Genomic DNA, 25,406 nt, shown 5'->3' on the forward strand with positions numbered 1-25,406 from the left:
TGGACGCGGCCGGGGCAGGGTCAACCCGGTATCAACCCGCGTCGCACGGGTGACAGGCCGCAATCACGCGGGTTGGAAGTGGCTCAGGCGCAAGTTCGGCGAGCGCTGCGGTGCGGCCTTGCGCACCGTGTGCTCGACGGTCGGCGCCACCGAAATGCACGACGGCTCAAGGGCCGACACCAATGCGCGCCGGTGCTGCGATGTGCTGAACTGCTCGCCCACGCCCAGAACCACGTCGACCGGGTCGTTGTCGAGCGTGATCCACACCGAGCCGCGCCTGACGGTGATGCGCACGTCGGCCGCATCGTCCACTCGGTAGATGCTGCGCGCCGTCAGGCCCATCTCGAAGGCCGAGGAGACGGTGGCGCTGAGGAAGGAGGAGGAAGTCATGATGAACCTTTCACATTCGTGATGAGAATGAATATAGTGATGGAGTCTTCCATTTGCACACGTTGATTCGGAACTCGTTGCATGCACCCTGAGAATGCGAAATCCTTGGCCGCGTTGCCGCCGCTGGAGCTGTTGCGCAGCTTTGAAGCGGCCGCGCGCACGCTCAGCTTCACCCAGGCGGCGGCCGAGCTGTTCCTGACGCAGTCGGCCGTCAGCCGCCAGATCCAGCAGCTCGAGGCGGCCATCGGCGTGCCGCTGTTCGAGCGCCGGCATCGGGCACTGGCGCTCACCGAAGCCGGCGCAGTGCTGCAACGCGCGGTGGTCGACAGCCTCGAGCGTCTGCGCGACGCCACCGCTCACGTGCGCGCCGCGCCCGCCCTGCGCCAGGTCGCGATCACCAGCACGCCGGGCTTCGCCTCGTTCTGGCTGATCCCGCGGCTGGCGCACTTCACCGCGGCGCATCCGGAAGTTGACGTGCGCGTGTCCGCTACCCTCGACGTGCTGGACCTCGAGCGCAACCGGCTCGACCTGGCGGTGCGCTTCGTGCCCACCAACCGCGGCATCGGCGACGCGCTGTTCGAGGAGTCGGTGGTGCCCCTGTGCGCGCCGCAACTGGTCGAGGGCGGTGCGCACCCGCTGCGCGAGCCGGCCGACCTGGTGCACCACACGCTGCTGACCATCGACCTGCCGCAGGGCCAGGCGCTCGATCTGGATTGGGAGCCGTGGCTCACCATCATGGGCATGCCGGAACTGCGCATGAAGAACGCGGTGCGCTACACGCTCTACACCGACGCCGTGAACGCCGCGCTGGCCGGCCAGGGCGTGGTGATCGGGCGGCTGCCGTTGCTGCAGGAGTTCCTGCAGCAGGGCCGACTGGTCGCGCCCTTCGGGCAGAGCGCCAGCACGCGCCGCGGCTACTACATCGAGACCGCGCGCCGGGCCACGCAGAACGCCGATGCGCAGGACTTCGTGCGCTGGCTGCGCGCCGAGGCCGATGCGGCGCTGCGCGCAGCCACATGAGCCATTCGACCCACCCCGCCCCTGAGGTCCCCGTGCCGCGTTTTGTCACGGGTTCGCTGTTGCGCCATGTGTTCGTGATGGCGAGCACTGCCGCCATCGGGCTGGTTGCGGTGTTCGCGGTCGATCTGATCAACCTGTTCTACATCTCGCGGCTCGGCGAGAAGGAAATCGCTGCGGCGATCGGTTTTGCCGGCGTGGTCGGCTTCTTCCACACCTCGATCTCGATCGGGCTGACCATCGGCATCACGGCCGCGGTGTCGCGCGCCATCGGTGCCGGGCGCCGCGCCGACGCACAGCGGCTCGCCACGTCGAGCCTGGTGCTGATGGTGGCGATCACCGCGCTGATCGGCAGCGGCAGCGCACTCTTCCTGCACCCCATGCTGCGCGCACTCGGCGCCACCGGCGAAACCGAGCGGCTGGCGGCGCGCTATCTCGCGGTCACCGTGCATGCATTGCCGCTGCTGGGCATCGGCATGGCTTGCTCGGCGCTGCTGCGCTCGGTCGGCGATGCGGGCCGTGCGATGACTGTGACGCTGGGCGCCGCCGTGGTCACGGCGGTGCTCGACCCGATCCTGATCTTCGGCTTCGGCATGGGACTCGACGGTGCGGCCGTCGCCTCGGTGCTGTCGCGCTGCACGCTCGCCGCAGTCGGCCTGCGCGCCGTGATGGCCAGGCACCAGCTGCTGGGGCGCTTCGAGCGCGCGGCGCTCGGCGCCGATGCGCGCCGGCTCGCGAGCGTGGCCGCACCGGCCGTGCTGAGCAACCTCGCCACGCCGGTCGGCGTCGCCTTCGTCACGCATTCGGTCGCGCAGTTCGGCGCATCGGCCGTGGCGGGCCAGGCGACCATCGACCGCCTGACGCCGGTGGCCTTCGGCCTGGTCTACGCGCTGAGCGGTGCGGTCGGGCCGATCCTGGCGCAGAACCTCGGCGCGCGCCACTACGGCCGCGTGCGCGACGGGCTGCGCGAGAGCCTGCGCTTCATGGTGATCGCAGTCGGTGCGGCCTGGCTGCTGCTGGCGCTCGGGCAGGGCCTGATCGTGCGCGCCTTCTCGGCCGATGGGCTGGCGGCGGAGCTGATCCACGCGTTCTGCTCCTGGGTGGCCGCAGGTTTCTTTTTCACCGGCGCGCTGTTCGTGGCCAACGCCGCCTTCAACAACCTGGGCCGGCCGCTGCTGTCGACCGGTTTCAACTGGGCTCGCGCCACGCTGGGCACGATTCCTTTTGCCTGGTGGGGCTCGCACTACGGGCCGGTGGGTGTGCTGGCCGGCGCGGCCGTGGGCACGGCGATCTTCGGCACGCTCGCGATGGTCATGGCGTTCCGGCTCACTGCGCGGCTTGTTGCCGATGCATCGGCACTGCCGGATGCCGTGGTGGCGGTGCTGGTGCCGCCTGCGACCGCCGACAACGCGCCGCGCTGAGCGTCGTTGCACTGTCGCCTTGCTGCGACACGTCGATGCACTCCGCTTGCGCGCAGCGCGCCGGATTTGCACAATCCGCGCTCGTTTTCAGAACTGCAACCCCGCAGCCGGTGACCAGAAACCTCCCAGCCGCAGCAAGGTCTACTTTCCTTTCATGAATCGCTTGTTCGCTCTCTGATCCGCACACCACCGCCCCGGCTGGATGTGCATTGCATCCAGCCGCGGCCGGCAAGGCCCCGGCGCATTCACGTTCGCCGGGGTTTTTGTTTTTGGAGTGTGCACATGAGTGCTCAACGCAAGGCGCGTGACGACGACAAACGTCTCGCCCGTTTCTATTTTTCGCTACCGGTGGTCAAGCCGCGCAACCCGGTCGTTGCGGCCATGGCGCAGCGCGCCTCCAGCCAGGGCGCGGGCCGTCACCTGCGCAGCCACCGGGCCGAACGCCGCGCGCAAAAGGTCGCGCTGCAACGGCTCGTGCAGGAGGCCCGCGATGCGTGAAGACATGTACAAGGTGATCGTCGAGCGGCCGCGCCGCGGCGGCGGCGTGCAGGGCGACGGGCGCCAGTGGCGCAACAGCCGGGATCGCGGTTCGCACCTCGGCATGACGCAGGGCTATCGCTTCGGCAAGGGTCTCAACGAAAACCTCGCGCCGCTCAGGCGCTGGCTGCACCAGCAGGTGCATCGGCCATGGGACAAGGTGTACGCCGAACTCTGTGCCGGCATCGACCGCCGCAACACGGTGCAGGCGCACATCTACCAGCACGTCGACGACTTCGTCGACCGCACGGCGACGTGGGTGGATGGCCAGGTCATGGTGCGCGAATGGTGGCGCGGCACGCGGCGTGTGCCGCTGCACGAGGCTTCGTACGTGGAGCTGTTCGTGCACCCGCTCACCGGCATCCTGCTGCCCAACCGGCGGCAGCCCGAGGCGCGCAAGGCATGGCGCGGGCGGCGCAACCCGGCGCCCGCGCCGCGTCGCATTGCGATCGACGACTGGACGCAGTGGCACCAGATCGATGGGGGCTGGTTCGAACTCGGGCTGGACCTGCTGCCGCCCGCCAGCGACCGGTCGCCGCAACGATGGGATGCAATGCGCGAATGCTGGCTCACGCGCGGCAGCGCGACCCCGCAGGGCGCGCCTGGCGGCGTGGCGCTGTTCGGGCGTGCCAACGTCTACGCAGCCAGCAAGCGTCCGCTAGGCCGCGCAGAGATTCGGCGGCGCTTTCCGAACGGGATGCCGGCATAGCCGGGACGTTCGGCGGCAGGCATCCGGTGCTGCCCGGCTAACGGCCGTCGCTCAGGCGCTGCCCTTCACCTTCAACCGCCACGCGTGCAGCAGCGGCTCGGTGTAGCCGCTGGGCTGCTCGACGCCCTTGAACACCAGATCCTGCGCGGCCATGTAGGCGGCCGAGGTCTTGAAGTGGCCGGCCATCGGCTGGTAAAGCGGGTCGCCCGCGTTCTGGCCGTCGACCACGGCGGCCATGCGCTCGAAGGTCGCGTCGACCTGCGCCTTGGTCACCACGCCGTGCAGCAGCCAGTTGGTGATGTGCTGGCTGGAGATGCGCAGCGTCGCGCGGTCTTCCATCAGGCCGACGTTGTGGATGTCCGGCACCTTGGAGCAGCCCACGCCCTGGTCGATCCAGCGCACCACGTAGCCGAGGATGCCCTGCACGTTGTTGTCCAGCTCCTGCTGCTTCTCGGCGTCCGTCCAGTCGGTGGTCGGCGACACAGGCACCTGCAGCAGCGCATTGAGGATGTTGTCGCGTTCGCCGTCGGCGTCGGTCTTTTCCAGTTCCTTCTGCACATCCGCCACGCTGACCTGGTGGTAGTGCAACGCGTGCAGCGTCGCGGCGGTGGGCGAGGGCACCCAGGCGGTGTTGGCGCCGGCCTTGGGGTGCCCGATCTTGATCTTCAGCATGTCGGCCATCAGGTCGGGCATGGCCCACATGCCCTTGCCGATCTGCGCCTTGCCGCGCAGGCCGCAGCCGAGGCCGACGAGCACGTTGTTCTTCTCGTAGGCGGCGATCCAGGCGCTGGTCTTCATGTCGCCCTTGCGGATCATCGGGCCGCCCTGCATGGCGGTGTGCATCTCGTCGCCGGTGCGGTCCAGGAAGCCGGTGTTGATGAAAGCCACCCGCGCGGCCGCTTCGGCGATGCAGGCCTTGAGGTTGACGCTGGTGCGGCGCTCTTCGTCCATGATGCCGAGCTTCACGGTGTTGGCCGGCAGGCCGAGCAACTGCTCGACGCGGCCGAACAGCTCCGAGGCGAACGCGACTTCGGCCGGGCCGTGCATCTTCGGCTTGACGATGTAGATGCTGCCGGTGCGCGAGTTGCCCTTGCGCTTCAGGTCGATGGTGGCGATGGTGGTCGTGACCACGGCGTCGAGGATGCCTTCCGGGATCTCCTTGGCCGCGCCATACAGGATGGCCGGGTTGGTCATCAGGTGCCCCACATTGCGCAGGAACATCAGCGAGCGGCCGTGCAGCTTGAGCGGCTTGCCATCGGCGCCGGTGTATTCGCGGTCGGCATTGAGGCCGCGCGTGAAGGTCTTGCCGCCCTTGGCGACTTCTTCGGTCAGCGTGCCCTGCATGATGCCGAGCCAGTTGCTGTATGCCACCACCTTGTCGGCCGCGTCGACCACGGCCACCGAGTCTTCGAGGTCGAGGATGGTCGACAGCGCAGCTTCCATTACCACGTCGCTCACGCCGGCCGCGTCGGTCTTGCCGATGGCGGTGCTGCGATCGATCTGGATGTCGAGGTGGATGCCGTTGTGCCTGAGCAGCACCGACGACGGCGCTGCCGCGTCGCCCTGGTGGCCGGCGAACTGCGAAGGGTTGGCCAGTGTCGTGCTGCTGCTCTGCAGCGCGATGTGCAACTGGCCGTCTTTCACGCTGTAGCCGGTTGCCATCTTGTGCGAGCCGTTGGCCAGCGGTGCGGCCTGGTCCAGCACGTCGCGCGCGAACGCGATGACCTTGGCGCCGCGCACCGGGTTGTAGCCCTTGCCCTTGTCGGCGCCATCGGTTTCGGCAATGGCATCGGTGCCATAGAGCGCGTCGTACAGCGAGCCCCAGCGTGCGTTGGCCGCGTTGAGCGCGTAGCGCGCGTTCAGGATCGGCACCACCAGCTGCGGGCCGGCCTGCTGCGCAAGCTCTGCGTCGACGTTGGTGGTCGTGGCCTGGGTGCCCTTGGGTTGCGGCAGCAGATAGCCGATTTTTTCGAGGAACGCGCGGTACGCCGGCATGTCGGCGATCGGGCCGGGGTTGGCCTTGTGCCAGGCATCCATTTCGGTTTGCAGGCGATCGCGCTCGGCCAGCAGCGCGATGTTCTTCGGCGCGAGCTCGGTCACGATCGCGTCGAAGCCTTTCCAGAAGGTCGCGCTGTCCACGCCGGTGGCGGGCAGCACTTGCCGTTCGATGAATTGGTGGAGTTCGGTCGCGACCTGGAGGCCGTGGACAGTGGTGCGGTCGGTCATTGGAAACCTCTGGAATGGAAAAAAGATGGGGGCTGCAAAGCCCATGCCCTTACTTTATTGGATACCGGGACAAAGATTAATCCCTCAAAAATGCCGTTATTCGTGACATGAATGCATGTAATAAGCCGTCAGGCGCGGCCACTGAGCTGCTTTGCGGCAGCCAGCACCGGCGCGATGCAGGCCTTGTTGTAGCGGTGGGCAGGCATGGTGAGGGTGACTGCCGCAGTGAGCGCACCGCGTGCGTCGCGCACCGGCGCCGAGATGCCGGCCACGTCGGCCAGGCGGTCGCCGATCTCGCTGTAGTAGCCGTCCCGGCGGATCTTGGCGTAGAGCGCCTTGTCCTTGCCGGCGGGTGCCGGCGCGTCGGGGTCGAACACGGTCAGCACGCGCCCGCCGGTGCCGCGCGCAAGCGGCAGCACGTCGCCGGCCTTGATGTGGTCGCGAATCGGATGCGGCGAGTCGACGCGGTACAGGCACACCCGCACCGCCTCCGTACCGTGGCCCTGCTTCACGTGGTACGCCGCGCTCTCGCCGGTGGCGGCGACCAGTTCGCGCAGCACCGGTGGCACGATCTGGTCGAGCGAGAACGCGGCGGTGTAGAGGCTGTGCAGCCGGGCGATCTCCGGGCCCAGGCCGTAGCGGCCGTCGTCGAGCCGGCGGACCAGCGCGGCGTGCTCCAGCGACGCCAGCAGCCGCAGCACGGTGCTCTTGTAGAGCTGGGTGCGCGCCGCGAAGTCGGCCAGCGACAGCGCCTCGTCGCCGGGCTGGAATGCCGCCAGCAGGCTCAGCGCGCGATCCACCGCCGCGGCCCCGCCAGGTGCGGCATTGAGATCCGACACGGATTCGGTCTGGGCTTTGCGGGGCATGGCGTCTCCTTGACAGTGCGGCGGTTTGCCGGTTTAATTCTATTAAACAGAATCTAGTTCTATCTAATAGAACTGTCAAGTCAGCAGTGTCAAGCCAATCCGGCAGGAGACAAATTCATGCCATCCCCCGATGTGCTCATCAGCGAGGTCGGCCCGCGCGACGGCCTGCAGTCGGTCAAGGCCACCATGCCCACCGCCGACAAACTGCGCTGGATCGACGCGCTGTATGCGGCCGGCCTGCGCGAGATCGAGGTTGCTTCGTTCGTGCCGGCGCGGTTGCTGCCGCAGATGGCCGACGCGGCCGAGGTGGTGCGCCATGCGATCACGCTGCCGGGCCTCACCGTGATGGCGCTGGTGCCCAACCGGCGCGGCGCCGAGGCAGCGCTCGCCGCGGGCGTCCACAAGCTCACGATGCCGGTGTCGGCCAGCGCGGCGCATTCGCTCGCCAACGTGCGCAAGACGCGCGAAGAAATGGTCGAAGAGGTGCGCGCCATCTCCGATCTGCGCCGGCAGATCGCTCCGCACGTCAAGCTCGAAGCCGGCATCTCCACCGCCTTCGGCTGCACCTTGCAAGGCGATGTGCCGGAGGACGAAGTCATCCGCCTCGCCGCGCAGTGCATCGAAGCTGGCGCCGACGAGTCCGGCCTGTCGGACACGGTCGGCTATGCCAATCCGGCCCAGGTGCGCCGCCTCTTCAAGCGGCTGCGTGCCGAGCTGGGCAACCATGCGGGCGCCGCCCACATGCACAACACGCGCGGGCTCGGCCTTGCCAACTGCCTCGCCGCGTATGAAGAAGGCGTGCGCACTTTCGACGCGTCGCTCGGTGGCCTCGGCGGCTGTCCCTACGCGCCCGGCGCGTCGGGCAACGTGGTCACCGAAGACCTGGTCTTCATGTTCGAGGCCATGGGCGTGCGCACCGGCATCGATCTGGCCCGGCTCATCGCGGCTCGTGCGCCGCTCATGGCTGGCCTCCCCGGCGAGCCGGTCTACGGCATGACGCCCGAGGCGGGCTTGCCAAAAGGTTTTGTTCAACAGGGAGTTGCCCATGTCTGAGTCGTCCGCGCCATTGCCCTACGCGGGAATCCGCGTCGTCGAATTCACCCACATGGTGATGGGCCCGACCTGCGGCATGCTGCTGGGCGACCTCGGCGCCGAAGTCATCAAGGTCGAGCCGATCGACGGCGACAGCACGCGACGCCTGCTCGGCTCGGGCGCAGGGTTCTTTCCGACCTTCAACCGCAACAAGAAAAGCATCGCGCTCGACCTCAAGCAGCCCGAAGGCGTCGAGGCGGCACTGCGCCTGATCGCCACCGCCGACATCGTGAGCGAGAACTTCAAGCCCGGCACCATGAAGAAGCTGGGCCTCGACTACGACAGCCTCAAGAAGCTCAACCCGCGCCTCGTCTACGTGAGCCACAAGGGCTTTCTGCCCGGCCCCTACGACCACCGCACCGCACTCGACGAAGTGGTGCAGATGATGGGTGGCCTGGCCTACATGACCGGCCGCGCCGGCGACCCGCTGCGCGCGGGCACCAGCGTCAACGACATCATGGGCGGCATGTTCGGCGCCATCGGCGCGATGGCCGCGCTGCGCCAGCGCGAGCAGACCGGCGCGGGTTGCGAAGTTCAATCGGCGCTGTTCGAAAACAACATCTTCCTGGTGGCGCAGCACATGATGCAGTTCGCCGCCACGGGCCACGCGGCCGACCCGATGCCGAGCCGCATCTCGGCCTGGGGCATCTACGACGTGTTCACGGTGAAAGACGGCGAGCAGATCTTTCTGGCGGCCGTCAGCGACAAGCAGTGGCTCATCTTCTGCAATGCCCTCGGTCTCGAGGAGATGCTGGCCGACCCGCGCCTGAAAACCAACAACGACCGCGTGCTGGCGCGCGACTGGATGATGCCGATCCTGCGCTCGCACCTGGCCGACCGCAGCGCGAGCGAACTCAGCGCCGTGTTCGAAAAGAACGAGCTGCCGTTCGCGCCCATCACCCGGCCGCAGGACTTGTTCGAGGACCCGCACCTGAACGCGAGCGGCGGCCTCGCGCCGATCCGCATGAACGACGGCAGCACCTCGAAGGTGCCGCTGATGCCCTTCACGCTCGGCGGCGAGCGCCCCGGCGTCCGGCTGCAGCCGCCGCTGCTGGGCGAGCACAGCGATGCGTTGCTGAAGGAGGTGGGCTATGGAGACCAGGAAATCGCTGCGCTGAAGCAGAACCGCATCGCCGTGGGCAGCTGAGTTGCGGGCTTCGCATAATCCGGGGCGATGGACCGCCTCACCCAACTCGAATCCTTCGTCTCGGTCGCAACCCGCGGCAGCCTGACGGCCGCGGCCAAGGCCGAAGGCGTGGCGCCGGCCATCATGGGGCGGCGCATCGACGCGCTGGAGGAGCGGCTCGGCGTCAAGCTGCTGGTGCGCACCACGCGCCGCATCACGCTCACGCACGAGGGCAGCGCGTTTCTCGAAGACTGCCAGCGCCTGCTGGTCGAGTTCGCCAATGCCGAGGCCAGCGTCAGTGCCGGCGGCGTCAAGGCCAGCGGGCACCTGCGCGTGACGGCGCCGGCCGGCTTCGGCCGCCGCCACGTGGCGCCGCTGGTGCCGCGCTTCCATGCACTGCATCCGGAGGTGCGTATCTCGCTGAACCTGAGCGATCGCGTGATCGACGTGGCCGGCGAGGGTTACGACTGCGCAGTGCGCGTCGGCGACCTGCCCGACTCGTCGCTGGTGAGCGTGCGCCTGGCCGACAACCGGCGCCGCTGCGTCGCCACGCCGGATTTCGTGCGCCGCCACGGCGAGCCACGCAACCCGGCCGACCTGGCGCGCTTCAGCTGCCTCACGCTGTCGAGCGACGCCTCGCAAACGCGCGGCTGGGCGTTCCGCGTTCCGGCTGAAGACGGTGCCGAGGGCGACGGCCAGGTCATCCATCTCAAGCCCACCGGCCCCCTCGACTGCACAGACGGCCAGGTGCTGCATGACTGGTGCCTGGCAGGCCACGGCATCGCCTGGCGCAGCACCTGGGAGGTCGAGGCCGAGATCGACGCCGGCCTGCTGGTGCCCCTGCTCGACGCGTTCGCGGCGCCGCCGAACGGTGTGTACGCAGTGTTCCCTCAGCGCAAGCACCTGCCGTTGCGTGTTCGCCTCTGGCTCGACTTTCTGAAGCAGCAATATGCGCTGCCGGAGTTCTGGGGCGGCACAATCGCGGCATGACGCTCGAAGCCATCCTTGCCTACCTGCATCTGCTCGCCATCCTGACGATGGTGGTGTTCATCTCCAGCGAAGCCGCGCTGTGCCGCGTGCAGTGGCTCAACGCCGCGGTGGTCGAGCGGCTTGCCCGCATCGACATGATCTACGGCATCGCCGCCGTCACGGTGCTCGCCACCGGCGTGGCACGCACCTGGTGGGGCGTCAAGGGCACGGCCTGGTACTGGACGAATCCGCTGCTGCACATCAAGCTCACGCTCTTCATCATCATCGGGGTGATCTCGATTTTTCCGACCCTCACCTACTTCCGCTGGCGCAAGGCGCTGCGCGCCAATGGCAGCTTGCCGGCCGAGGCCGACATCCGCAAGACGCGCAAGCTGGTGATGATTCAGGCGCACCTGATCGTGGTGATCCCGCTGGTCGCGGTGTTTCTCGCGCGCGGCTTCGGCAAGTAGCACCGGCATGAAAGCCGGCTACGTCAAGCTCCTGTTTGCCGGCACCATCTTCACCAGCGCGTTCCTGCTGTTCCTGGTTCAACCGCTGATCGCCAAGCAGATCCTGCCCTGGTTCGGCGGCTCGGCCGCGGTCTGGTCGATCTGCATGGTGTTCTTCCAGGTCGTGCTGCTGGCCGGCTATGCGTACTCCGACGCGGTCACGCGACGGCTCAGCGTCAGGATGCAGGCGCGGCTGCACGTGTCTCTGCTGCTGGTGAGCCTGGCCTTCCTGCCGATCGTGACGCATGCGCGCTGGAAGCCGGCCGGCTCCGAAGACCCCACGCTGTGGATCCTCGGTCTGCTGCTCGGCACCATCGGCCTGCCGTACTTCCTGCTGTCGACCACCGGGCCGCTGGTGCAGTCCTGGCTCGCGCGCACGCCGTTCGGCGCGCAGGTGTACCGATACTTTTCGCTGTCGAACCTTGCGTCGCTCGCCTCGCTGCTGAGCTATCCGGTGCTGATCGAGCCGCACAGCCCGCTGCTGCGCCAGGCGCAGGGCTGGTCGTGGGCCTATGCGGCCTTCGTGCTGCTGTGCATCGGCACCACGCTGTATGCGGCGCGCCAGGGGGCGGTGGCACCGGCGGTTGCCACCCTGCAGCCCGACGCGGCGGCCGCCGCGAAACCGCCCGGCTCGTCCGACTACCTGCTGTGGCTGGGCCTGCCCGCGCTGGGCTCCTGGCTGCTGCTGGCCATCACCAACCACATCACGCAGAACGTGGCGGCGATCCCCTTTCTCTGGGTGCTGCCGCTGTCGGTCTACCTGCTGACCTTCGTGCTCTGCTTCGAAAGCGACCGCTGGTACCGGCGCGCGTTCTTCCTGCCGGCCACGGCGGCCATGCTGGTGCTTTGCGCCTTCGGGCTGCAGGACAGCATCGGCTCCGACGTCAAGACCGCACTGCCGATCTATGTGGTCGGCCTGTTCGTGCTGTGCATGTTCTTTCACGGCGAAATGTCACGCATGCGGCCGGCGCCCCGGTATCTCACGCGCTTCTACCTGATGCTGTCGCTCGGCGGCGCGATCGGCGGCGTTACGGTCGGGCTGGTCGCACCGCATGTGCTGCCGGCGTACTACGAACTCGGCGTGGGGCTGGTGCTGAGCGCGCTGGCCGGTGCTGCGGTGTTGCGCGGGCGGCGCTTCGGCCTGGCCGGCGGCATGGCGCTGGCCGCCTGCTGCGCGGTGTTCCTGGCGCTACAGGTGCGCAGCGACACCACCGACGCACGCGAGATGACGCGCAACTTCTACGGCACGCTGATCACGCTCGATACGCGGCACGACGATCCGGCCCAGAACGTGCGCCAGATGTACCACGGCTCGGTCAAGCACGGCGAGCAGTTCCTGGCGCCGGCGCGGCGGCGCGAGCCGACCAGCTACTACGGCGCGAGTTCGGGAATAGGCCTTGCGCTGGCCGAGGCGCCGCAAGGGCCGCGCCGCGTCGGCCTGATCGGCCTCGGTGCCGGCACGCTGGCGGTCTATGGCCGGGCCGGCGACCTCTACCGCGTCTACGAGATCAACCCGCAGGTTTTCGCGCTGGCCGACAGCGAGTTCAGCTTCCTGGACGACAGCGCCGCGAAGATCGAGCGCGTGCTGGGCGACGCCCGCCTGGCGCTGGAGCGGGAGGAGCCCCAGGCCTTCGACGTGCTCGCGGTCGATGCGTTTTCGGGCGATTCGGTGCCGATCCACCTGATCACGGCCGAGGCGATGACCGCCTACCTGCGCCATATGAAGCCCGACGGCGTGATCGCGTTCCATGTGACCAACCGTTTTCTGGCGCTGGCCCCCGTGGTCGAGAAGATTGCCCAGGCGCAGGGCCTGCATGCGGTGCTGGTGCACGACGAGGCCGCGCACAACGACGCGCTGCGCCGTACCGACTGGGTGCTGGTGGCGCGTAATCCGCAGAGCCTGGCGCGCGAATCGATCCGGCGCGCCAGCGTCGCGGTGACGCCGATCGAGGGGCTGCAACCCTGGACCGACGACTTCAACAACCTGTTCGGCGTCCTGAAATAGAGAAGGCCCCGCGTGGCGGGGCCTTCTCTATTCCGGAAACACCGCGGAACCGGCTTTGCCGGTCCGCTGGTGTTGCCCCCGGTCAGGGGGAGGGCGAAGCGACACGCAGTGCGCGCAGCCTGGGGGCGAGCCTATTCACGCCGGCTTGTTGCTGAGGCATTCCTTCATGAAGGCCTTGCGCGGATCACCCTTCAGCGCCTTGGTCTTGGCATCGGCGTTGCAGGTCTTCATCTTGTCCTGCTGCGTCACCTTGGGGGCGGACAGGCATTCCTTCATGAAGGCCTTGCGGTCGTCGCCCTTCTTGTCGCCGGCGTCCTTGTTGCAGGTACCCATCTTCGATTGCTGCTTGGTCGGTGCTTTCTCGGCCGGTGCAGCGGCGGCGGGCTTGGCGGCGGCGGGGGCGGCGGCGGCCGGTGCGGTGGTTTGCGCGCTGGCGTTGAAGGACAGTGCGGCGCCGAGCGCGATCAGGGACAGGAGCTTTTTCATGGTGTATTTCCTCTGGTTTGGACGGGATGGTGACAGTCGTGCCCCGGAGGGCCACTGATGCTAACGGTCGAGACGCGCGCCCGGATGACGGCCTGCGGCCGGTCGCTGCGGGCCCCCGGTAAAATTCACAAATGCTATTGGTCAAACAAGAGCTGCTCGCGGCCCTCGCGAGCACGCTCGAATCCCTCCTGCCCGGCGCTGGCGCCAAAGCCGCCTTCGAGTCGCCCAAGGTGGCGGCGCACGGCGACTTCGCCAGCACCGCGGCGATGCAGTTCGCCAAGCCGCTGCAGCGCAAGCCGCGCGAACTGGCCGAACAACTGAGTGCCGCGCTGCTTGCCACGCCGGCGTTCGGCCAGTGGGTCGAGGCGGTCGAGATCGCCGGGCCTGGCTTCCTGAACATCCGGCTCAAGACAGCCGCCAAGCAGCAGGTGGTGCGCGAGGTGCTGGCCGGCGGCGCAGCCTTCGGCCAGCAGCCGGCGAACCAGGAGCGCGTGCTGGTCGAGTTCGTCTCGGCCAACCCGACCGGCCCGCTGCACGTGGGCCATGGCCGCCAGGCCGCGCTCGGCGACGCCATCTGCAACCTGCTGGCCACCCAGGGCGACCAGGTCTGGCGCGAGTTCTATTACAACGATGCCGGCGTGCAGATCCAGACGCTGGCCAACAGCACCCAATTGCGCGCCAAGGGCTTCAAGCCCGGCGACGCCTGCTGGCCGACCGACCCGGACAACCCGGCCAGCAAGGCTTTCTACAACGGCGAGTACATCGCCGACATCGCGGCCGATTTCCTGGCGAAGAAAACTGTCAAATCGGACGACCGCGAATACACCGCCAGCGGCGACATCGACGACATCGACTCGATCCGCGAGTTCGCCGTGGCCTACCTGCGGCGCGAGCAGGATCTGGACCTGAAGGCCTTCCGCGTCCGCTTCGACCACTACTACCTCGAGTCCAGCCTCTACACCAGCGGCAAGGTCGAGGCTGCGGTCGGCAAGCTGGTTGCGGCCGGCAAGACCTACGAGCAGGACGGCGCGTTGTGGCTCAAGTCGACCGACTACGGCGACGACAAGGACCGCGTCATGAAAAAGGGCGACGGCACGTACACCTACTTCGTGCCTGACGTGGCGTACCACATCGCCAAGTGGGAGCGCGGCTTCCACAAGGTGGTCAACATCCAGGGCACCGACCACCACGGCACCATCGCGCGGGTGCGCGCCGGGCTGCAGGCGGTCGGCGAGGGCATCCCCGCCGACTATCCCGCCTACGTGCTGCACACCATGGTGCGCGTGATGCGCGGCGGCGAAGAGGTCAAGATCTCCAAGCGCGCCGGCAGCTATGTCACCCTGCGCGACCTGATCGAGTGGACCAGCACCGACGCGGTGCGCTTCTTCCTGCTCTCGCGCAAGCCCGACACCGAATACACCTTCGACATCGACCTCGCGCTCTCGCAGAACAACGACAACCCGGTCTACTACGTGCAGTACGCCCACGCGCGCATCCAGAAGATGCTGCGCGACTGGGGCGGCGACATCGCCTCGTTGCAGGGTGCCGACCTTTCGCCGCTGCAGGTGCCGCAGGCGCAGACGCTGATGCTGCAGCTTGCCAAATACCCCGAGGCGCTGACCGCCGCGGCGCGCGACTTCGCGCCGCACGACGTGACCTTCTACCTGCGCGAACTGGCCGCCAACCTGCACAGCTACTACGACGCCGAGCGGGTGTTGGTCGACGACGAAATCGTCAAAAAAGCGCGTCTGGCGCTGGTCGCCGCCTGTGCGCAGGTGCTGCACAATGGCTTGGCGGTACTTGGCGTCAGCGCGCCGCAGAAAATGTGATCCTATGAAGACAAGACAACGCGGCAACATCGTCATCGGCCTGATCGTCGGCCTCGTGCTCGGGCTCGGGGTTGCGCTCGGCATCGCGGTTTACGTGACCAAGGTGCCGATCCCATTCATGACCAAGACGCAGCGCGGCGGCGCCGAGCAGGACGAAGCCGAAGCCCGCAAGAACCGCGACTGGGACCCGAACGCACCGCTGGCCGGCAAGGCCGCCGCCCCCAAGCCGGCGCCAGCCCCGGCCCCTGTCACCGTCAGCCCGCCGACGCCACCGACCGGCCCGGTGCCGGTGGTGGTGGCGCCGACCACCAAGCCCGGCACCACCACCATCACCAGCCCTGCGCGCCCGCGCACTGCGCCGGTGCCGGCTGAGGCCAATGCCGTACCGCCCTCGGCTGACCCGCTGGGCGACCTGGCCCGCGCCCGTGCCGGCAGCAACCCGCCACCGACGACGACCGCTGCCGCCACCCCCAATGCGCCCAGCACGCCCGATCCGTTCATGTACTTCGTGCAGGCCGGCGCGTTTCGCACGACCGAAGACGCGGAGGCGCAGCGCGCCAAGCTCTCGCTGATGGGCGTCGAGGCCAAGGTCACCGAGCGCGAGCAGGCCGGTCGCACGGTCTACCGGGTGCGGGCCGGCCCGTACAACAAGAAAGACGATGCCGATCGGCTGAAAGACCGGCTCGACAGCGGCGGTCTCGAAACCGCGCTCGTGCGGGTTCAACGCTGAGATCCAAACACCCCAGCCCGAGCGCGCGCGGAACTTCGGGCCGCGCGACGGGCTCTGTCAGCCGCACAGGAGAACTTTTAAATGAAACGTCGTGATTTTTCGCTGGCAGCCACTTCGCTCGGGCTGCTGCCCCTCGCCAGCCCCTCGCACGCCCAGGCGCGCATGTTCACGGCCGGCAAGGATTTCGTCCAACTCGGCAAGCCCGCGCCGGTTGATTCGCCGGCCGGCAAGATCGAGGTGGTCGAGTTCTTCTCGTACAACTGCCCGCATTGCGCCGCCTTCGAGCCGCGTCTCGAAACCTGGATCAAGACGCTGCCGGCGCAGGTCGTCTTCAAGCGCGTTCCGGTCGCTTTTGTCGGCAACGACGTCGAAACCAAGCAGCGCCTGTACTACACGCTCGAGGCAATGGGCAAGGTCGACGAGCACCAGCTCAAGCTGTTCCAGGCCATCCATTCGCAGCGCCAGCCGCTGTTCGGCGATGCCGCCATCCTGGCCTGGTCCGAAAAGCAGCCGGGGCTGGACGCCAAGAAGTTTGCCGAACTGTTCAAGTCGTTCTCGGTGTCCGGCAAGGTCAAGCGTGCGACGCAACTGCAAAACGACTACCAGGTCGGCGGCGTCCCCGCGCTGGGCGTGGCCGGCCGCTGGTACGTGGACGGCGAACTGGCCGGCAACCTCGACCGCGCCCTGCAGATCACCGACTACCTGATTTCGGAAGCACGAAAAGGCTGACTTAAAAGTCAACCTAAAGTGAACACAAGCCCGCTTCGGCGGGCTTTTTCGTCAAGGCCGCGTCAGCCGGCCGCATACAATGGCGCAGCAAGTTTCGTGCCTTTATGACCTCGCGCCCTACATCCAACTCCCCCCTTCATCTCTTCCGTCTGGCGGCCCTGTGCCTGTTGGCGCTGTCGGCCGTCCCGGCCGCCTACGCCGAAAAGGCAGACCGCACCAAACCGATGAACATCGAGTCGGACGCGATGCGTTACGACGACCTGAAACAAACCAGCGTGTTCACCGGCGCGGTGGTGGTGACCAAGGGCACCATCATCATTCGCGGCGCGCGCATCGACGTGCGCCAGGATCCCGAGGGCTACCAGTACGGCGTGGTCACGGCCGCGCCGGGCAAGCTCGCCTATTACAAGCAGCGCCGCGACGTGCCGGGTGGCGACGAGTGGATCGAGGGCGAATCCGACCGCATCGAATACGACAGCCGCGCCGACAACGTCAAGTTCATCGGCCATGCCGTGATGCGCCGGCTGCTCGGCGCCAAGGTCAACGACGAGAGCAGCGGCCCGCTGATCGTGTACGACCAGAGCAACGACACCTTCACCGTGAACGGCTCGACCCTGCCGCCGGAGACCGCCGTGGCAGCCGGCCAGCAGGGCAACCGCGTACGCGCCGTGCTGACGCCGCGCACCGCCCCTCCGGGCACCCCGGGCGGCAAGGCGGTGGCGCCCGCGCCGACCCCGGCGCCGGGCACCGGCCTGCGTCCGTCCACCACGCTCGACGGGGAACCGCGCAAGTGAGCGACCTTACGGCGACGATCGACCGCAGCGGCGAGCCCTCGCTAGAAGGCGGCAACAGCCGCGCCACGGCCGTGCCGCTGGCCACGACCGGCAGCCGGCTCGAAGCGCGCGGGTTGCAGAAGACTTACGGCAGCCGCACGGTGGTCAAGAACGTGTCGCTCGACGTGCAGAAGGGCGAAGTGGTCGGCTTGCTGGGCCCCAACGGCGCCGGCAAGACCACCTCGTTCTACATGATCGTGGGCCTGGTGCGCGCCGACGCCGGCGAGATCACCATCGACGGCGAGCCGATCGCGCACATGCCGATCCACCGCCGCGCCCGCATGGGCCTGAGCTACCTGCCGCAGGAGGCCTCGATCTTCCGCAAGCTCACCGTGGAGCAGAACGTGCGCGCAGTGCTCGAGCTGCAGTTCGAGCCCGACGCCAGCGGCAAGCCGGCGCCCCTCACCAAGGCCCGCACCGAGGAGCGGCTGACCGAGCTGCTGACCGACCTGCGCGTCGAACATCTGCGCGATTCGCCCGCACTCTCGCTGTCGGGCGGCGAGCGCCGCCGCGTCGAAATTGCACGGGCGCTGGCCACGCAACCCCGCTTCATCCTGCTGGACGAACCCTTCGCCGGGATCGACCCGATCGCGGTGATCGAGATCCAGCGGATCATCAGCTTCCTGAAAGAGCGTGGCATCGGCGTGCTGATCACCGACCACAACGTGCGCGAAACGCTGGGCATCTGCGACCACGCTTTCATCATCAGCGACGGGCAAGTGCTGGCACAAGGCACGCCCTCGGAGATCGTCGACAACGCCGAGGTACGGCGCGTGTACCTGGGCGAACACTTCCGGATGTAGGGCCTCCGGCAATGAAGCAAGGCCTGTCGCTGCGCGTCTCGCAGCATCTGGCGCTGACGCCCCAACTGCAGCAGTCGATCCGCCTGCTGCAGCTCTCCACGCTCGAACTGAGCCAGGAGGTCGAGCAGATGCTCGACGACAACCCATTTCTGGAACGCACGGCGGAAGAGGCCGCCCGGGAGGAATTCGGGCTCGATACGGCCGATGCCCCGGCGCCGCGCGACGATGAATTCGCCGTTGGTTCCATCGCCGGAAGCGCCGACGGAACGGGCACGTCGACCTCCAGCGACTCCGAAGCCGCAGCCGCCGACGCACCCACCGAAAGCCTCGCCGACAGCGAGCCCGACTGGGGCGGCGACGGCACGGTCGACATGGTGCCGGACGACAGCGAGTGGGGCGGCGATGCGCCGGCCCGCGCCAACAACCTCGGCAACGACGAGCGCGCCGATGCGACCGAACTGGCGCGCAGCCAGGAATCGCTGCAGTCGTTCCTGCACCGACAGGCCCTGAGCCTGCGGCTGAACGACACCGACCGCGCGGCGCTGCGCTTCCTGATCGAATCGCTCAACGACGACGGCTACCTCGAAGATTCGCTGCCTGCGCTCGCCTCCGGCCTGGCCGGCGACGACAACGACCAGTTCGACGACCTGGTGCATCACTTCCAGATGGCGCTGGGCCTGCTACAGAGCCTGGAGCCGGTCGGCGTCGGCGCACGCGATCTCGGCGAATGCCTCGCAATCCAGGTAAAGGCGCTGGCGCGCCCCGACGAGAGCGAGGACGAACGCCAGGTGCGCAAGGTCGCGATCGCGATCTGCAAGCTGCCGATGGAACTGCTCGCACGGCGCGACTTCAAGCGCCTGGCCACGCTCACGCGCAGCAGCGAAGAGCTGGTGCGCGGCGCGATGCAGCTGATCGCGCGGCTCGAGCCCAAGCCGGGCCGCCGTTTCGTCGATGTCGAGCGCAACGTGGTGGTGCCCGACGTGATCGTCACGCGCACCGGCCGCGGCGCCAGCCTCAAATTCCGCGTCATGCTCAACCCCGACGTGATGCCGCGCCTGCGCGTGCACGACATCTACGCCGGTGCGCTCAAGGCGCACAAGGGCGAGGGCAGCCAGGCGCTGTCGCAGCGGCTGCAGGAGGCGCGCTGGTTCATCAAGAACATCCAGCAGCGCTTCGACACCATCCTGCGCGTGAGCAACGCCATCGTCGAGCGGCAGAAGAACTTCTTCGTGCACGGCGAACTCGCCATGCGGCCGCTGGTGCTGCGCGAGATCGCCGACGAGCTGGGCCTGCACGAGTCCACCATCAGCCGCGTGACCACGGCGAAGTACATGGCCACGCCCTACGGCACGGTCGAACTCAAGTATTTCTTCGGCTCCGCGCTCGGCACCGAGACCGGCGGCAACGCCTCGAGCACCGCGGTGCGCGCGCTGATCAAGCAGTTCGTGACCTCCGAGAACATCAAGAAGCCGCTGTCCGACAGCCAGATCTCCGACATGCTCAAGGAGCAGGGGATCGAATGCGCCCGCCGCACGGTCGCCAAGTACCGCGAGGCGCTGCGCATCGCGCCGGCGAACTTGCGCAAAGCGCTGTAAAGGCTCGCCCCCAGGCTGCGCGCACTTCGTGTCGCTTCGCCAACCCCCTGCCGGGGGCGGCGCCAGCGGCCCGGCGAAGCCGGTTCCGCGGCACCCCACGAAGGGCGCTCAAGGGCCCCGACGAAGGTCAGGGGCGCAGCAAACCTTGACCTGCCGCCGCGAGCACGGCCCGCAGATCGGCTGCCCGCACCGGTTTGCGCAGCGCATGCCAGCCGCGCTGCTGCGCGAGCCGCTGGGTGACCGGCTCGATGTCGGCGGACACCAGTGCGATCGTCAGGTCGGGGCGCTGTTCATGCAACAGTTCGGCCAGCGCCACGCCGTCGAGTTCGCCGGGCAGGCGGATGTCGCAGAGCGCCACGTCGATAGCGGGCAGGTCGGCCAGTGCCAGCGCCTCGGCTGCGCTCGTGTAGATGCGCGGCTCGGCCTGCCAGTGGCGCAGCAGGGCGGCGATGCTGTCGGCCACCACCGTGTTGTCTTCCACCACCAGCACCGCGATGCCGGGGCGCAGCGGTTGCGGGTCGGCCGGCACGGGCACGGCCTCGCGGATCGCCTCGGGCAGCACCAGGTCGGCCGGCGCGGCTTCGAGCTCGAAGCCGAACACGGCGCCGCGGCCCGGCACCGAGCGCAGCGTGATGACGAACCCCAGGCGATCGGCCAGCCGGCGCACGATCGCGAGCCCCAGCCCATGTCCGCGCCGCAGGTTGCGCTCGACATTGCCAACCTGCTCGAAGTCGCCGAACACGCGTTGCTGCGCCTCGGGCGCGATGCCGATGCCGCCGTCGCGCACTTCCACGCGCCAGGCCGCGCCAGCGCGGCGCCGTCGCACCGCCAGCAGCACGCGGCCTTGCGGCGCGAACTTGAGCGCGTTGTCGACCAGGTTGCCTAGGATGCGGCGCAGCGCCACGGCATCCGTCCAGGCCAGCGCATCGGCCGGGCAGCGCACCCGCACGCGGCTCGACTGGCGCGCGAAGCTCTGCAGCAGTGGCGCCAGCGCCACGGGCGTGGGATGCAGCGGATCGGCGGCCGCTTCGATGCGACCGATTTCGAGCAACTGGTTGGTCAGCCCCTCCAGCGCCTGTTGCGCCTGCGAGAGCGCGGCCACGGTTTGCTGCACCAGCACGGTCGGCGCGCCGCCATCGAGTTGCTGGCGCAGCACCTCGGCCTGCAGTCCGATCGCCATCACCGGCTGGCGCAGGTCGTGATTGGCGGCTGAAAAAAAGCGCAGCCGCTCGGCCTGCGCCTGTTGCGATGCGTGCAGGCCGGCCAGCGCCTGCTCGCGCAGTGCGCTCTCGTTGTGGCGCAGGCCGATGTTCTCTTCGAGCTGGCGCGAGCGTTCGGACACCAGCTTCCAGACCATCGCAAGCAGGCCGACGCCGAGCAGCGCCGCCATCATCATCACGGGCGCGCCGAACAGCACGCCCATCACGATGAGCGGCAACAGCAGCAGCGCAATGGCCAGCTGCATCGCGGGCGTGTGGTACGACACCGAGAACGCCGACGAGAGCGTCATCGCCATGATCACGGCCGCGAGCAGCAGTTGCGCCACCGGCTCGGCCGGGTTGAACAGCAGCACGCCCGCCAGGCCGTGCACGCCCTCGTGCACCGCAATGCGCAGCGTGTGCAGCCGCAGCGCGGCGGGCAGGTTGTCCGCGGTCAGCGGATCCGGCAGCTGCTGCGGAAAGAAACCGCGCCAGGCGGTCGAAGCGGCGATCAGCGCGATCCATGCGAGCGCGTGCGGCACCGAGTACTGCCAGGCAAACAACGCGGCCACACCGCAGTCCAGCAGAAACTGCACCAGCAGCACCGGCCCGCTGGGCTGCGCACTCAGGCGCAACACCTCGCACTGAACAGCGAAGCGCGCGGCGGAAGGGGCGGTGGCGGTGTCGGCCGCGGGCTTGAGGCTCATGAGCGAGGCCCACTATAGAGGAGCCCGGCGACCGCCGCAGGGCGGCGACAATGGCCCGGTGAACGATCTCTCTCTATTTCTGCCTTGCGCCGCCGGCGTCGAGGACTTTCTGGCGCAGGAAGTGCACGCACTCACCGGCCGCGTCGGCCAGGATCTGGTCGCCATGCGCGGCGGCGTGCGCGTGCAGGCCGACTGGCGCGAGGCGCTGCAGCTCAACCTGCACAGCCGCCTCGCACAGCGCGTGCTGATCGAGCTGGCCCACGCGCCCTACCGCAGCGAGAACGACCTCTACGCCATCGCGAGCGGCGTGGCCTGGGAGATCTGGTTCACGCCGAAGCAGACCTTCAAGATCGAGACCACCGCGCAGCACAGCCCGCTGCAGAGCCTGAACTTCGCCACGCTGCGCGTGAAGGACGCGATTGCCGACCGCTTTCGGGCCAAGGCCGGCGGCGTGCGCCCGAGCATCGAAACCCAGTGGCCCGATGTGCGCGTGTTCGCCCACCTCACCACCGACCACTGCACGCTCTACATCGACACCTCGGGCGAGCCGCTCTTCAAGCGTGGCTGGCGCCAGGACACCGGCGACGCGCCGCTGAAGGAAACGCTGGCCGCCGCCATGCTGGCCGCCAGCGGCTGGTGGAACCCCGAGACCGGCGAAGTGTCGGCGCAGCCGCTCTACGACCCCTGCTGCGGCAGCGGCACCATCGCGATCGAAGCCGCGCAAATTGCGCGCGGCATTCCGGCCGGTGCGCTGCGCCACTTCGGCTTCGAGAAGCTGCTGCCGTTTCAGCCGCATGTCTGGTCTGCCATCAAGAACCAGGCAAGCTCCGCAGGCAGCACGGGCGCCGTGGCTGTTTTTGGCAGCGATGTCTCGCACCGCATGGTCGACTTTGCCGAGCGCAACGCCGAACGCGCCGGCGTCGCCGAAGCAATCGAATTCCGCGGCGGCGACGCGCTGCAGCGCATGCCGCCGGACGGCACCGATGGTGGCGGCGTGATCGTGCTGAACCCACCGTACGGCGAGCGCATCGAAGTCGGCGGCGTGGCCCGCATCGGCGCCCGCGAGCAGGCCGCCACCGAAGACGGCGGCGAGTTCTTTTCGCAGCTCGCCACCCACTGGAAGAAAAACTACGCCGGCTGGACGGCCTGGGTGCTCACCCCCGACCTCAAGCTGCCGCAGCGCATGCGCCTGAAAGAGTCGCGCCGCGTGCCGATGTGGAACGGCCCGATCGAGTGCCGGCTGTTCCGCTTCGACATGGTGGCGGGGTCGGCACGGGCCAAACCCCCGGCGTGAGATGGGGCCTGCGGGTTCGATAGTCCGGGGCGGGATCACGCCGACGGCGTACTCTGCTCCGCGAATGTCCCCCGCCTTCGGCTCCTCCTTGATTTCGCTGCGCAGAGCACGCCATCGGCGTGATCCGGGGATGCCGAAGGTGAGCGAGAGCTACCATTGATATGACTGTCATCGGCCACAACCGGTCCTTCGACTATCACCTCCAGCACGAATAAATGACGCCCCATGAAAGCCATCGCCATTGAAATCTCCCGAGTGGTTGACGACGGCGGGTATCCCACCTTCGTGGAATGCCTCTTGATCGACGCAATGGGGCAGAGACACCGCTTTGTGGAGAAGGAGCCCGTCGTGAGCGCGACTGCGATCAACGTCGAGTCGCTTCCCGCGCCTGGCGTGATCGCTTGCGAAGTTGAGTCGGAGTGGCTTGATTCGGAAAGTCGCTTGGTGGTCCGTGCGGCGACCACGCGACCTTGGGGAGTCGAGTCCACCGAGGGCTGCAGCAATTTTGTTGTGTTTGCTGAACAGCTACGAGAGATTTGAGCATCGGACAGAATTCGGCCACAACCAGACGTTCCCGACTACACAACGCAGCAATGTTTAAGCCCCACCACGAACTCGTTGATTTGCCTCCCGGCAGCACGCTGAACTTGGTGGAGCAGCGCAATACGCTGCAAGACGGACTGGATGGCGTGCTCAGTATCTACAGTGCCGTCGCAGCGGATGGCAATTTCATCTGTCGCTACGAAATTCACGACCAAGTCTGCATGTTTCATCCTCCAGCTAGGCTTTCCCAGCGAGTTCACAAAGTGGCGAACGCGGATCAGAACTGAAGGTGCCCAGCCGTCTGCTTCGGGCCCCAAGCTGCCGTTCGCCCCACGCGCCCCAACGCGCCGCTGAAAATGCAGCGGTGATCGCGCCGTGCCCACGGCACGCGCCCCTGACAGACACGTCCGCACCAGGAATCCCGTCCTCCAACCGCAAAACCGAATGACCTCTTGCATCGTCATCGACACCAACATCGCGCTCGACCTGCTGGTGTTTGGCGATCCGGCCTGCGTGCCGCTGCAGGCCGCGCTCGATGCCGGCGAACTGCGCTGGCTGGCCACCGCGGCGATGCGTGACGAGTTGGCACGCGTGCTGGGCTATCCGCAGATCGCGCCGCGGCTCGCGCACTACGGGCGCACGCCCGAAGCCGTGTTGGCCGACTTCGACCGGCAGTCGCAGCAGGTCGAGCCGGCGCCACGCGCCAGCGTGGTGTGCAAAGACCCCGACGACCAGATCTTCATCGACCTGGCGGTGGCGCACCGCGCACCGCTGCGCAGCAAGGATCGCGCGGTGCTGGTGCTGCGCAAACGGCTGGCGGCGCTCGGCGTCGAAGTGTCCTAGCAGCGCTGCTATTTCCTGGTGAGGGGCGCGGGTCGCGTGGCCGGGTCGTAGCCCGTTGCGTACCAGCGCGCCAGCAGCAGCGCCACGGCCCGCACGCGTTGCGTGTCGCGGCCCCAGCGCCGGCTGGCCGGGAGGTGGCGCAGCCAGCGCATGCGGCGCGCGGCATGCCCGAGGCGCTCGCGCACGGCGTCGCTGGCGTCGGCCAGCACAGCGTGCCAGTGGGCGCCGGCTGCATGCGGCGAGGCGGCGTGCACCAGCGCGGCCGTCGAGTGCAGGTAGCTGAGCCAGTCGCGCACCTGGCACTCGGGCAGTGCCAGCGTGTCGCCGGGGTCGTCCTCGAAATCGATGTAGCCGATGGTGCCGTCCGGGCAGTGCATCAGGTTGCGCGCAAAGGCCTGGCTCAGGTAGGTGCCGTGCGCATGCACCAGCGCGATCGCGTCGAGCCCTTCGCGCCACACCGTCAGCAGTGCCTGGGGGCCGGCTGCGGCCGCATGGTCGAGCCGCTCGTTCAGCACCACCGGCGCCTGCCCGCCTTCGCCGAGATCGGAAATCAGCAGTCCGTCGGCCTGCTGCGCCAGCACGGTCGGCACGCGCAGGCCCAGCGCACCGAGCGCGCGCAGCCGGCGCGCCTCGATCGCGACGGCCGCTTCGCCGCCCGGGTTGGGCACCGGCGTGAGCACGTCGAGGCGCAGCGTGCCCGCAATCGCGGCCAGCAGGTGGTAGCGCAGCTTGCCGTGGCGCGGGCCGGCCTTCTTGAGCCAGACGCGCCGGCCGCCGAAGGCATGGCGCGCCACGGCGCGTTGCTGCTGCGGCAGCGTGGTCTGAAGGAAGGCTGCGTAGCCATCGGGCTGCGGCAGTGCCGCCAGCGCATCGAGCGGCGCGGGCGCCGAGGCGCTGCCTTTGCGGGACTGAATACGGGTCGCGCGGTTGCGCAGGGGGTTCATCGGG

General features: G+C 68.2%; 25 protein-coding genes. 19 read left to right on the plus strand and 6 right to left on the minus strand.

Annotated elements, in window-relative coordinates:
* Positions 1–63: 63 nt before the first annotated feature.
* Positions 64–390, minus strand: a complete 327-nt coding sequence (locus tag QTI05_RS11340; RefSeq protein ID WP_286624472.1) for a DUF2917 domain-containing protein — start codon at positions 388–390, stop codon at positions 64–66.
* Between the two features lie 81 nt (positions 391–471).
* Here QTI05_RS11340 and QTI05_RS11345 point away from each other — a divergent pair, with 81 nt between their 5' ends.
* The 4 genes from QTI05_RS11345 to QTI05_RS11360 all read left to right on the plus strand — a co-directional run bounded on the left by QTI05_RS11345 (position 472) and on the right by QTI05_RS11360 (position 4,074).
* Positions 472–1,410, plus strand: coding sequence for a LysR substrate-binding domain-containing protein (locus QTI05_RS11345; protein ID WP_286624474.1), 939 nt, complete (start codon positions 472–474; stop codon positions 1,408–1,410).
* A gap of 32 nt (positions 1,411–1,442) precedes the next feature.
* On the plus strand, positions 1,443–2,828 hold the full coding sequence (locus tag QTI05_RS11350; protein ID WP_286624476.1) for an MATE family efflux transporter: 1,386 nt from the start codon (positions 1,443–1,445) through the stop codon (positions 2,826–2,828).
* Positions 2,829–3,110: 282 nt separating this feature from the next.
* Entirely contained in the window at positions 3,111–3,326 is a 216-nt protein-coding gene (locus QTI05_RS11355; protein WP_286624477.1) for a hypothetical protein, read from the plus strand.
* Positions 3,319–4,074: a hypothetical protein gene (locus QTI05_RS11360; RefSeq protein ID WP_286624479.1), complete on the plus strand. Its 756-nt coding sequence runs from the start codon at positions 3,319–3,321 to the stop codon at positions 4,072–4,074. Before QTI05_RS11355 ends, QTI05_RS11360 begins: the two co-directional genes overlap by 8 nt.
* Positions 4,075–4,125: 51 nt before the next feature.
* Here the strand turns inward: QTI05_RS11360 and QTI05_RS11365 are convergent, their stop codons facing one another.
* Complete coding sequence (locus tag QTI05_RS11365; RefSeq protein ID WP_286624480.1) at positions 4,126–6,300, minus strand: malate synthase G; 2,175 nt, start codon at positions 6,298–6,300, stop codon at positions 4,126–4,128.
* A gap of 128 nt (positions 6,301–6,428) precedes the next feature.
* The gene (locus QTI05_RS11370; protein ID WP_286624482.1) at positions 6,429–7,166 is read right to left on the minus strand and encodes an IclR family transcriptional regulator; all 738 of its coding nucleotides are present in this window, start codon (positions 7,164–7,166) and stop codon (positions 6,429–6,431) included.
* Between the two features lie 117 nt (positions 7,167–7,283).
* On the opposite strand from QTI05_RS11370, the gene QTI05_RS11375 reads away from it, so the two are divergent.
* Genes QTI05_RS11375 through QTI05_RS11395 form a run of 5 tightly spaced genes read left to right on the plus strand, consistent with a single transcriptional unit; the run spans position 7,284 to position 12,867 of the window.
* Entirely contained in the window at positions 7,284–8,219 is a 936-nt protein-coding gene (locus QTI05_RS11375; protein ID WP_286624484.1) for a hydroxymethylglutaryl-CoA lyase, read from the plus strand.
* Positions 8,212–9,405 (plus strand): CaiB/BaiF CoA transferase family protein, encoded by a 1,194-nt coding sequence (locus tag QTI05_RS11380; protein WP_286624486.1) that lies wholly within the window; start codon positions 8,212–8,214, stop codon positions 9,403–9,405. The genes QTI05_RS11375 and QTI05_RS11380 overlap by 8 nt, the downstream gene beginning before the upstream one ends.
* A 27-nt stretch (positions 9,406–9,432) precedes the next feature.
* Complete coding sequence (locus tag QTI05_RS11385; protein ID WP_286624488.1) at positions 9,433–10,374, plus strand: LysR family transcriptional regulator; 942 nt, start codon at positions 9,433–9,435, stop codon at positions 10,372–10,374.
* A complete protein-coding gene (locus QTI05_RS11390; protein WP_286539983.1) occupies positions 10,371–10,823 on the plus strand; it encodes a DUF2214 family protein in 453 nt (150 codons plus the stop codon). Before QTI05_RS11385 ends, QTI05_RS11390 begins: the two co-directional genes overlap by 4 nt.
* Positions 10,824–10,830: 7 nt before the next feature.
* Entirely contained in the window at positions 10,831–12,867 is a 2,037-nt protein-coding gene (locus QTI05_RS11395; protein ID WP_286624491.1) for a spermidine synthase, read from the plus strand.
* A gap of 135 nt (positions 12,868–13,002) precedes the next feature.
* Here QTI05_RS11395 and QTI05_RS11400 read toward each other — a convergent pair whose 3' ends face one another.
* The gene (locus tag QTI05_RS11400) at positions 13,003–13,353 is read right to left on the minus strand and encodes a PsiF family protein (RefSeq protein ID WP_286624493.1); all 351 of its coding nucleotides are present in this window, start codon (positions 13,351–13,353) and stop codon (positions 13,003–13,005) included.
* A gap of 131 nt (positions 13,354–13,484) precedes the next feature.
* Between QTI05_RS11400 and argS the strand changes: the two genes are divergently transcribed.
* The 6 genes from argS (at position 13,485) to rpoN (ending at position 19,872) form a co-directional block, all read left to right on the plus strand.
* Entirely contained in the window at positions 13,485–15,182 is a 1,698-nt protein-coding gene (gene argS / locus QTI05_RS11405) for an arginine--tRNA ligase (RefSeq protein WP_286624494.1), read from the plus strand.
* Between the two features lie 4 nt (positions 15,183–15,186).
* A complete protein-coding gene (locus QTI05_RS11410; RefSeq protein WP_286624495.1) occupies positions 15,187–15,912 on the plus strand; it encodes an SPOR domain-containing protein in 726 nt (241 codons plus the stop codon).
* 81 nt (positions 15,913–15,993) lie between these two features.
* Positions 15,994–16,641 carry a thiol:disulfide interchange protein DsbA/DsbL gene (locus QTI05_RS11415; protein WP_286539972.1) on the plus strand — a complete coding sequence of 216 codons (648 nt, stop codon included), beginning with the start codon at positions 15,994–15,996 and terminating at the stop codon, positions 16,639–16,641.
* A gap of 104 nt (positions 16,642–16,745) precedes the next feature.
* Positions 16,746–17,435 carry a lipopolysaccharide transport periplasmic protein LptA gene (lptA, locus tag QTI05_RS11420; RefSeq protein ID WP_286539969.1) on the plus strand — a complete coding sequence of 230 codons (690 nt, stop codon included), beginning with the start codon at positions 16,746–16,748 and terminating at the stop codon, positions 17,433–17,435.
* Positions 17,436–17,506: 71 nt separating this feature from the next.
* A complete protein-coding gene (lptB, locus tag QTI05_RS11425) occupies positions 17,507–18,277 on the plus strand; it encodes an LPS export ABC transporter ATP-binding protein (protein ID WP_286624669.1) in 771 nt (256 codons plus the stop codon).
* An 11-nt stretch (positions 18,278–18,288) separates the two neighbouring features.
* On the plus strand, positions 18,289–19,872 hold the full coding sequence (gene rpoN, locus QTI05_RS11430) for an RNA polymerase factor sigma-54 (protein ID WP_286624496.1): 1,584 nt from the start codon (positions 18,289–18,291) through the stop codon (positions 19,870–19,872).
* 127 nt (positions 19,873–19,999) lie between these two features.
* On the opposite strand, the gene QTI05_RS11435 is transcribed toward rpoN, so the two are convergent.
* A complete protein-coding gene (locus tag QTI05_RS11435) occupies positions 20,000–21,778 on the minus strand; it encodes an ATP-binding response regulator (RefSeq protein WP_286624497.1) in 1,779 nt (592 codons plus the stop codon).
* Positions 21,779–21,836: 58 nt separating this feature from the next.
* Between QTI05_RS11435 and QTI05_RS11440 the strand changes: the two genes are divergently transcribed.
* The 4 genes from QTI05_RS11440 to QTI05_RS11455 all read left to right on the plus strand — a co-directional run bounded on the left by QTI05_RS11440 (position 21,837) and on the right by QTI05_RS11455 (position 24,458).
* Positions 21,837–23,072: a THUMP domain-containing class I SAM-dependent RNA methyltransferase gene (locus QTI05_RS11440; RefSeq protein ID WP_286624499.1), complete on the plus strand. Its 1,236-nt coding sequence runs from the start codon at positions 21,837–21,839 to the stop codon at positions 23,070–23,072.
* 225 nt (positions 23,073–23,297) lie between these two features.
* Positions 23,298–23,612 (plus strand): hypothetical protein, encoded by a 315-nt coding sequence (locus QTI05_RS11445; protein ID WP_286624500.1) that lies wholly within the window; start codon positions 23,298–23,300, stop codon positions 23,610–23,612.
* 53 nt (positions 23,613–23,665) lie between these two features.
* A complete protein-coding gene (locus tag QTI05_RS11450; protein ID WP_286624501.1) occupies positions 23,666–23,902 on the plus strand; it encodes a hypothetical protein in 237 nt (78 codons plus the stop codon).
* A 157-nt stretch (positions 23,903–24,059) separates the two neighbouring features.
* Complete coding sequence (locus QTI05_RS11455; RefSeq protein WP_286624503.1) at positions 24,060–24,458, plus strand: putative toxin-antitoxin system toxin component, PIN family; 399 nt, start codon at positions 24,060–24,062, stop codon at positions 24,456–24,458.
* Between the two features lie 8 nt (positions 24,459–24,466).
* Here the strand turns inward: QTI05_RS11455 and QTI05_RS11460 are convergent, their stop codons facing one another.
* Complete coding sequence (locus QTI05_RS11460; RefSeq protein WP_286539953.1) at positions 24,467–25,402, minus strand: BUD32 family EKC/KEOPS complex subunit; 936 nt, start codon at positions 25,400–25,402, stop codon at positions 24,467–24,469.
* Between the last annotated feature and the right edge of the window lie 4 nt (positions 25,403–25,406).

It is taken from the genome of Variovorax fucosicus, from assembly GCF_030316825.1.
In the GTDB taxonomy this organism is placed as follows: domain Bacteria; phylum Pseudomonadota; class Gammaproteobacteria; order Burkholderiales; family Burkholderiaceae_C; genus Variovorax; species Variovorax fucosicus.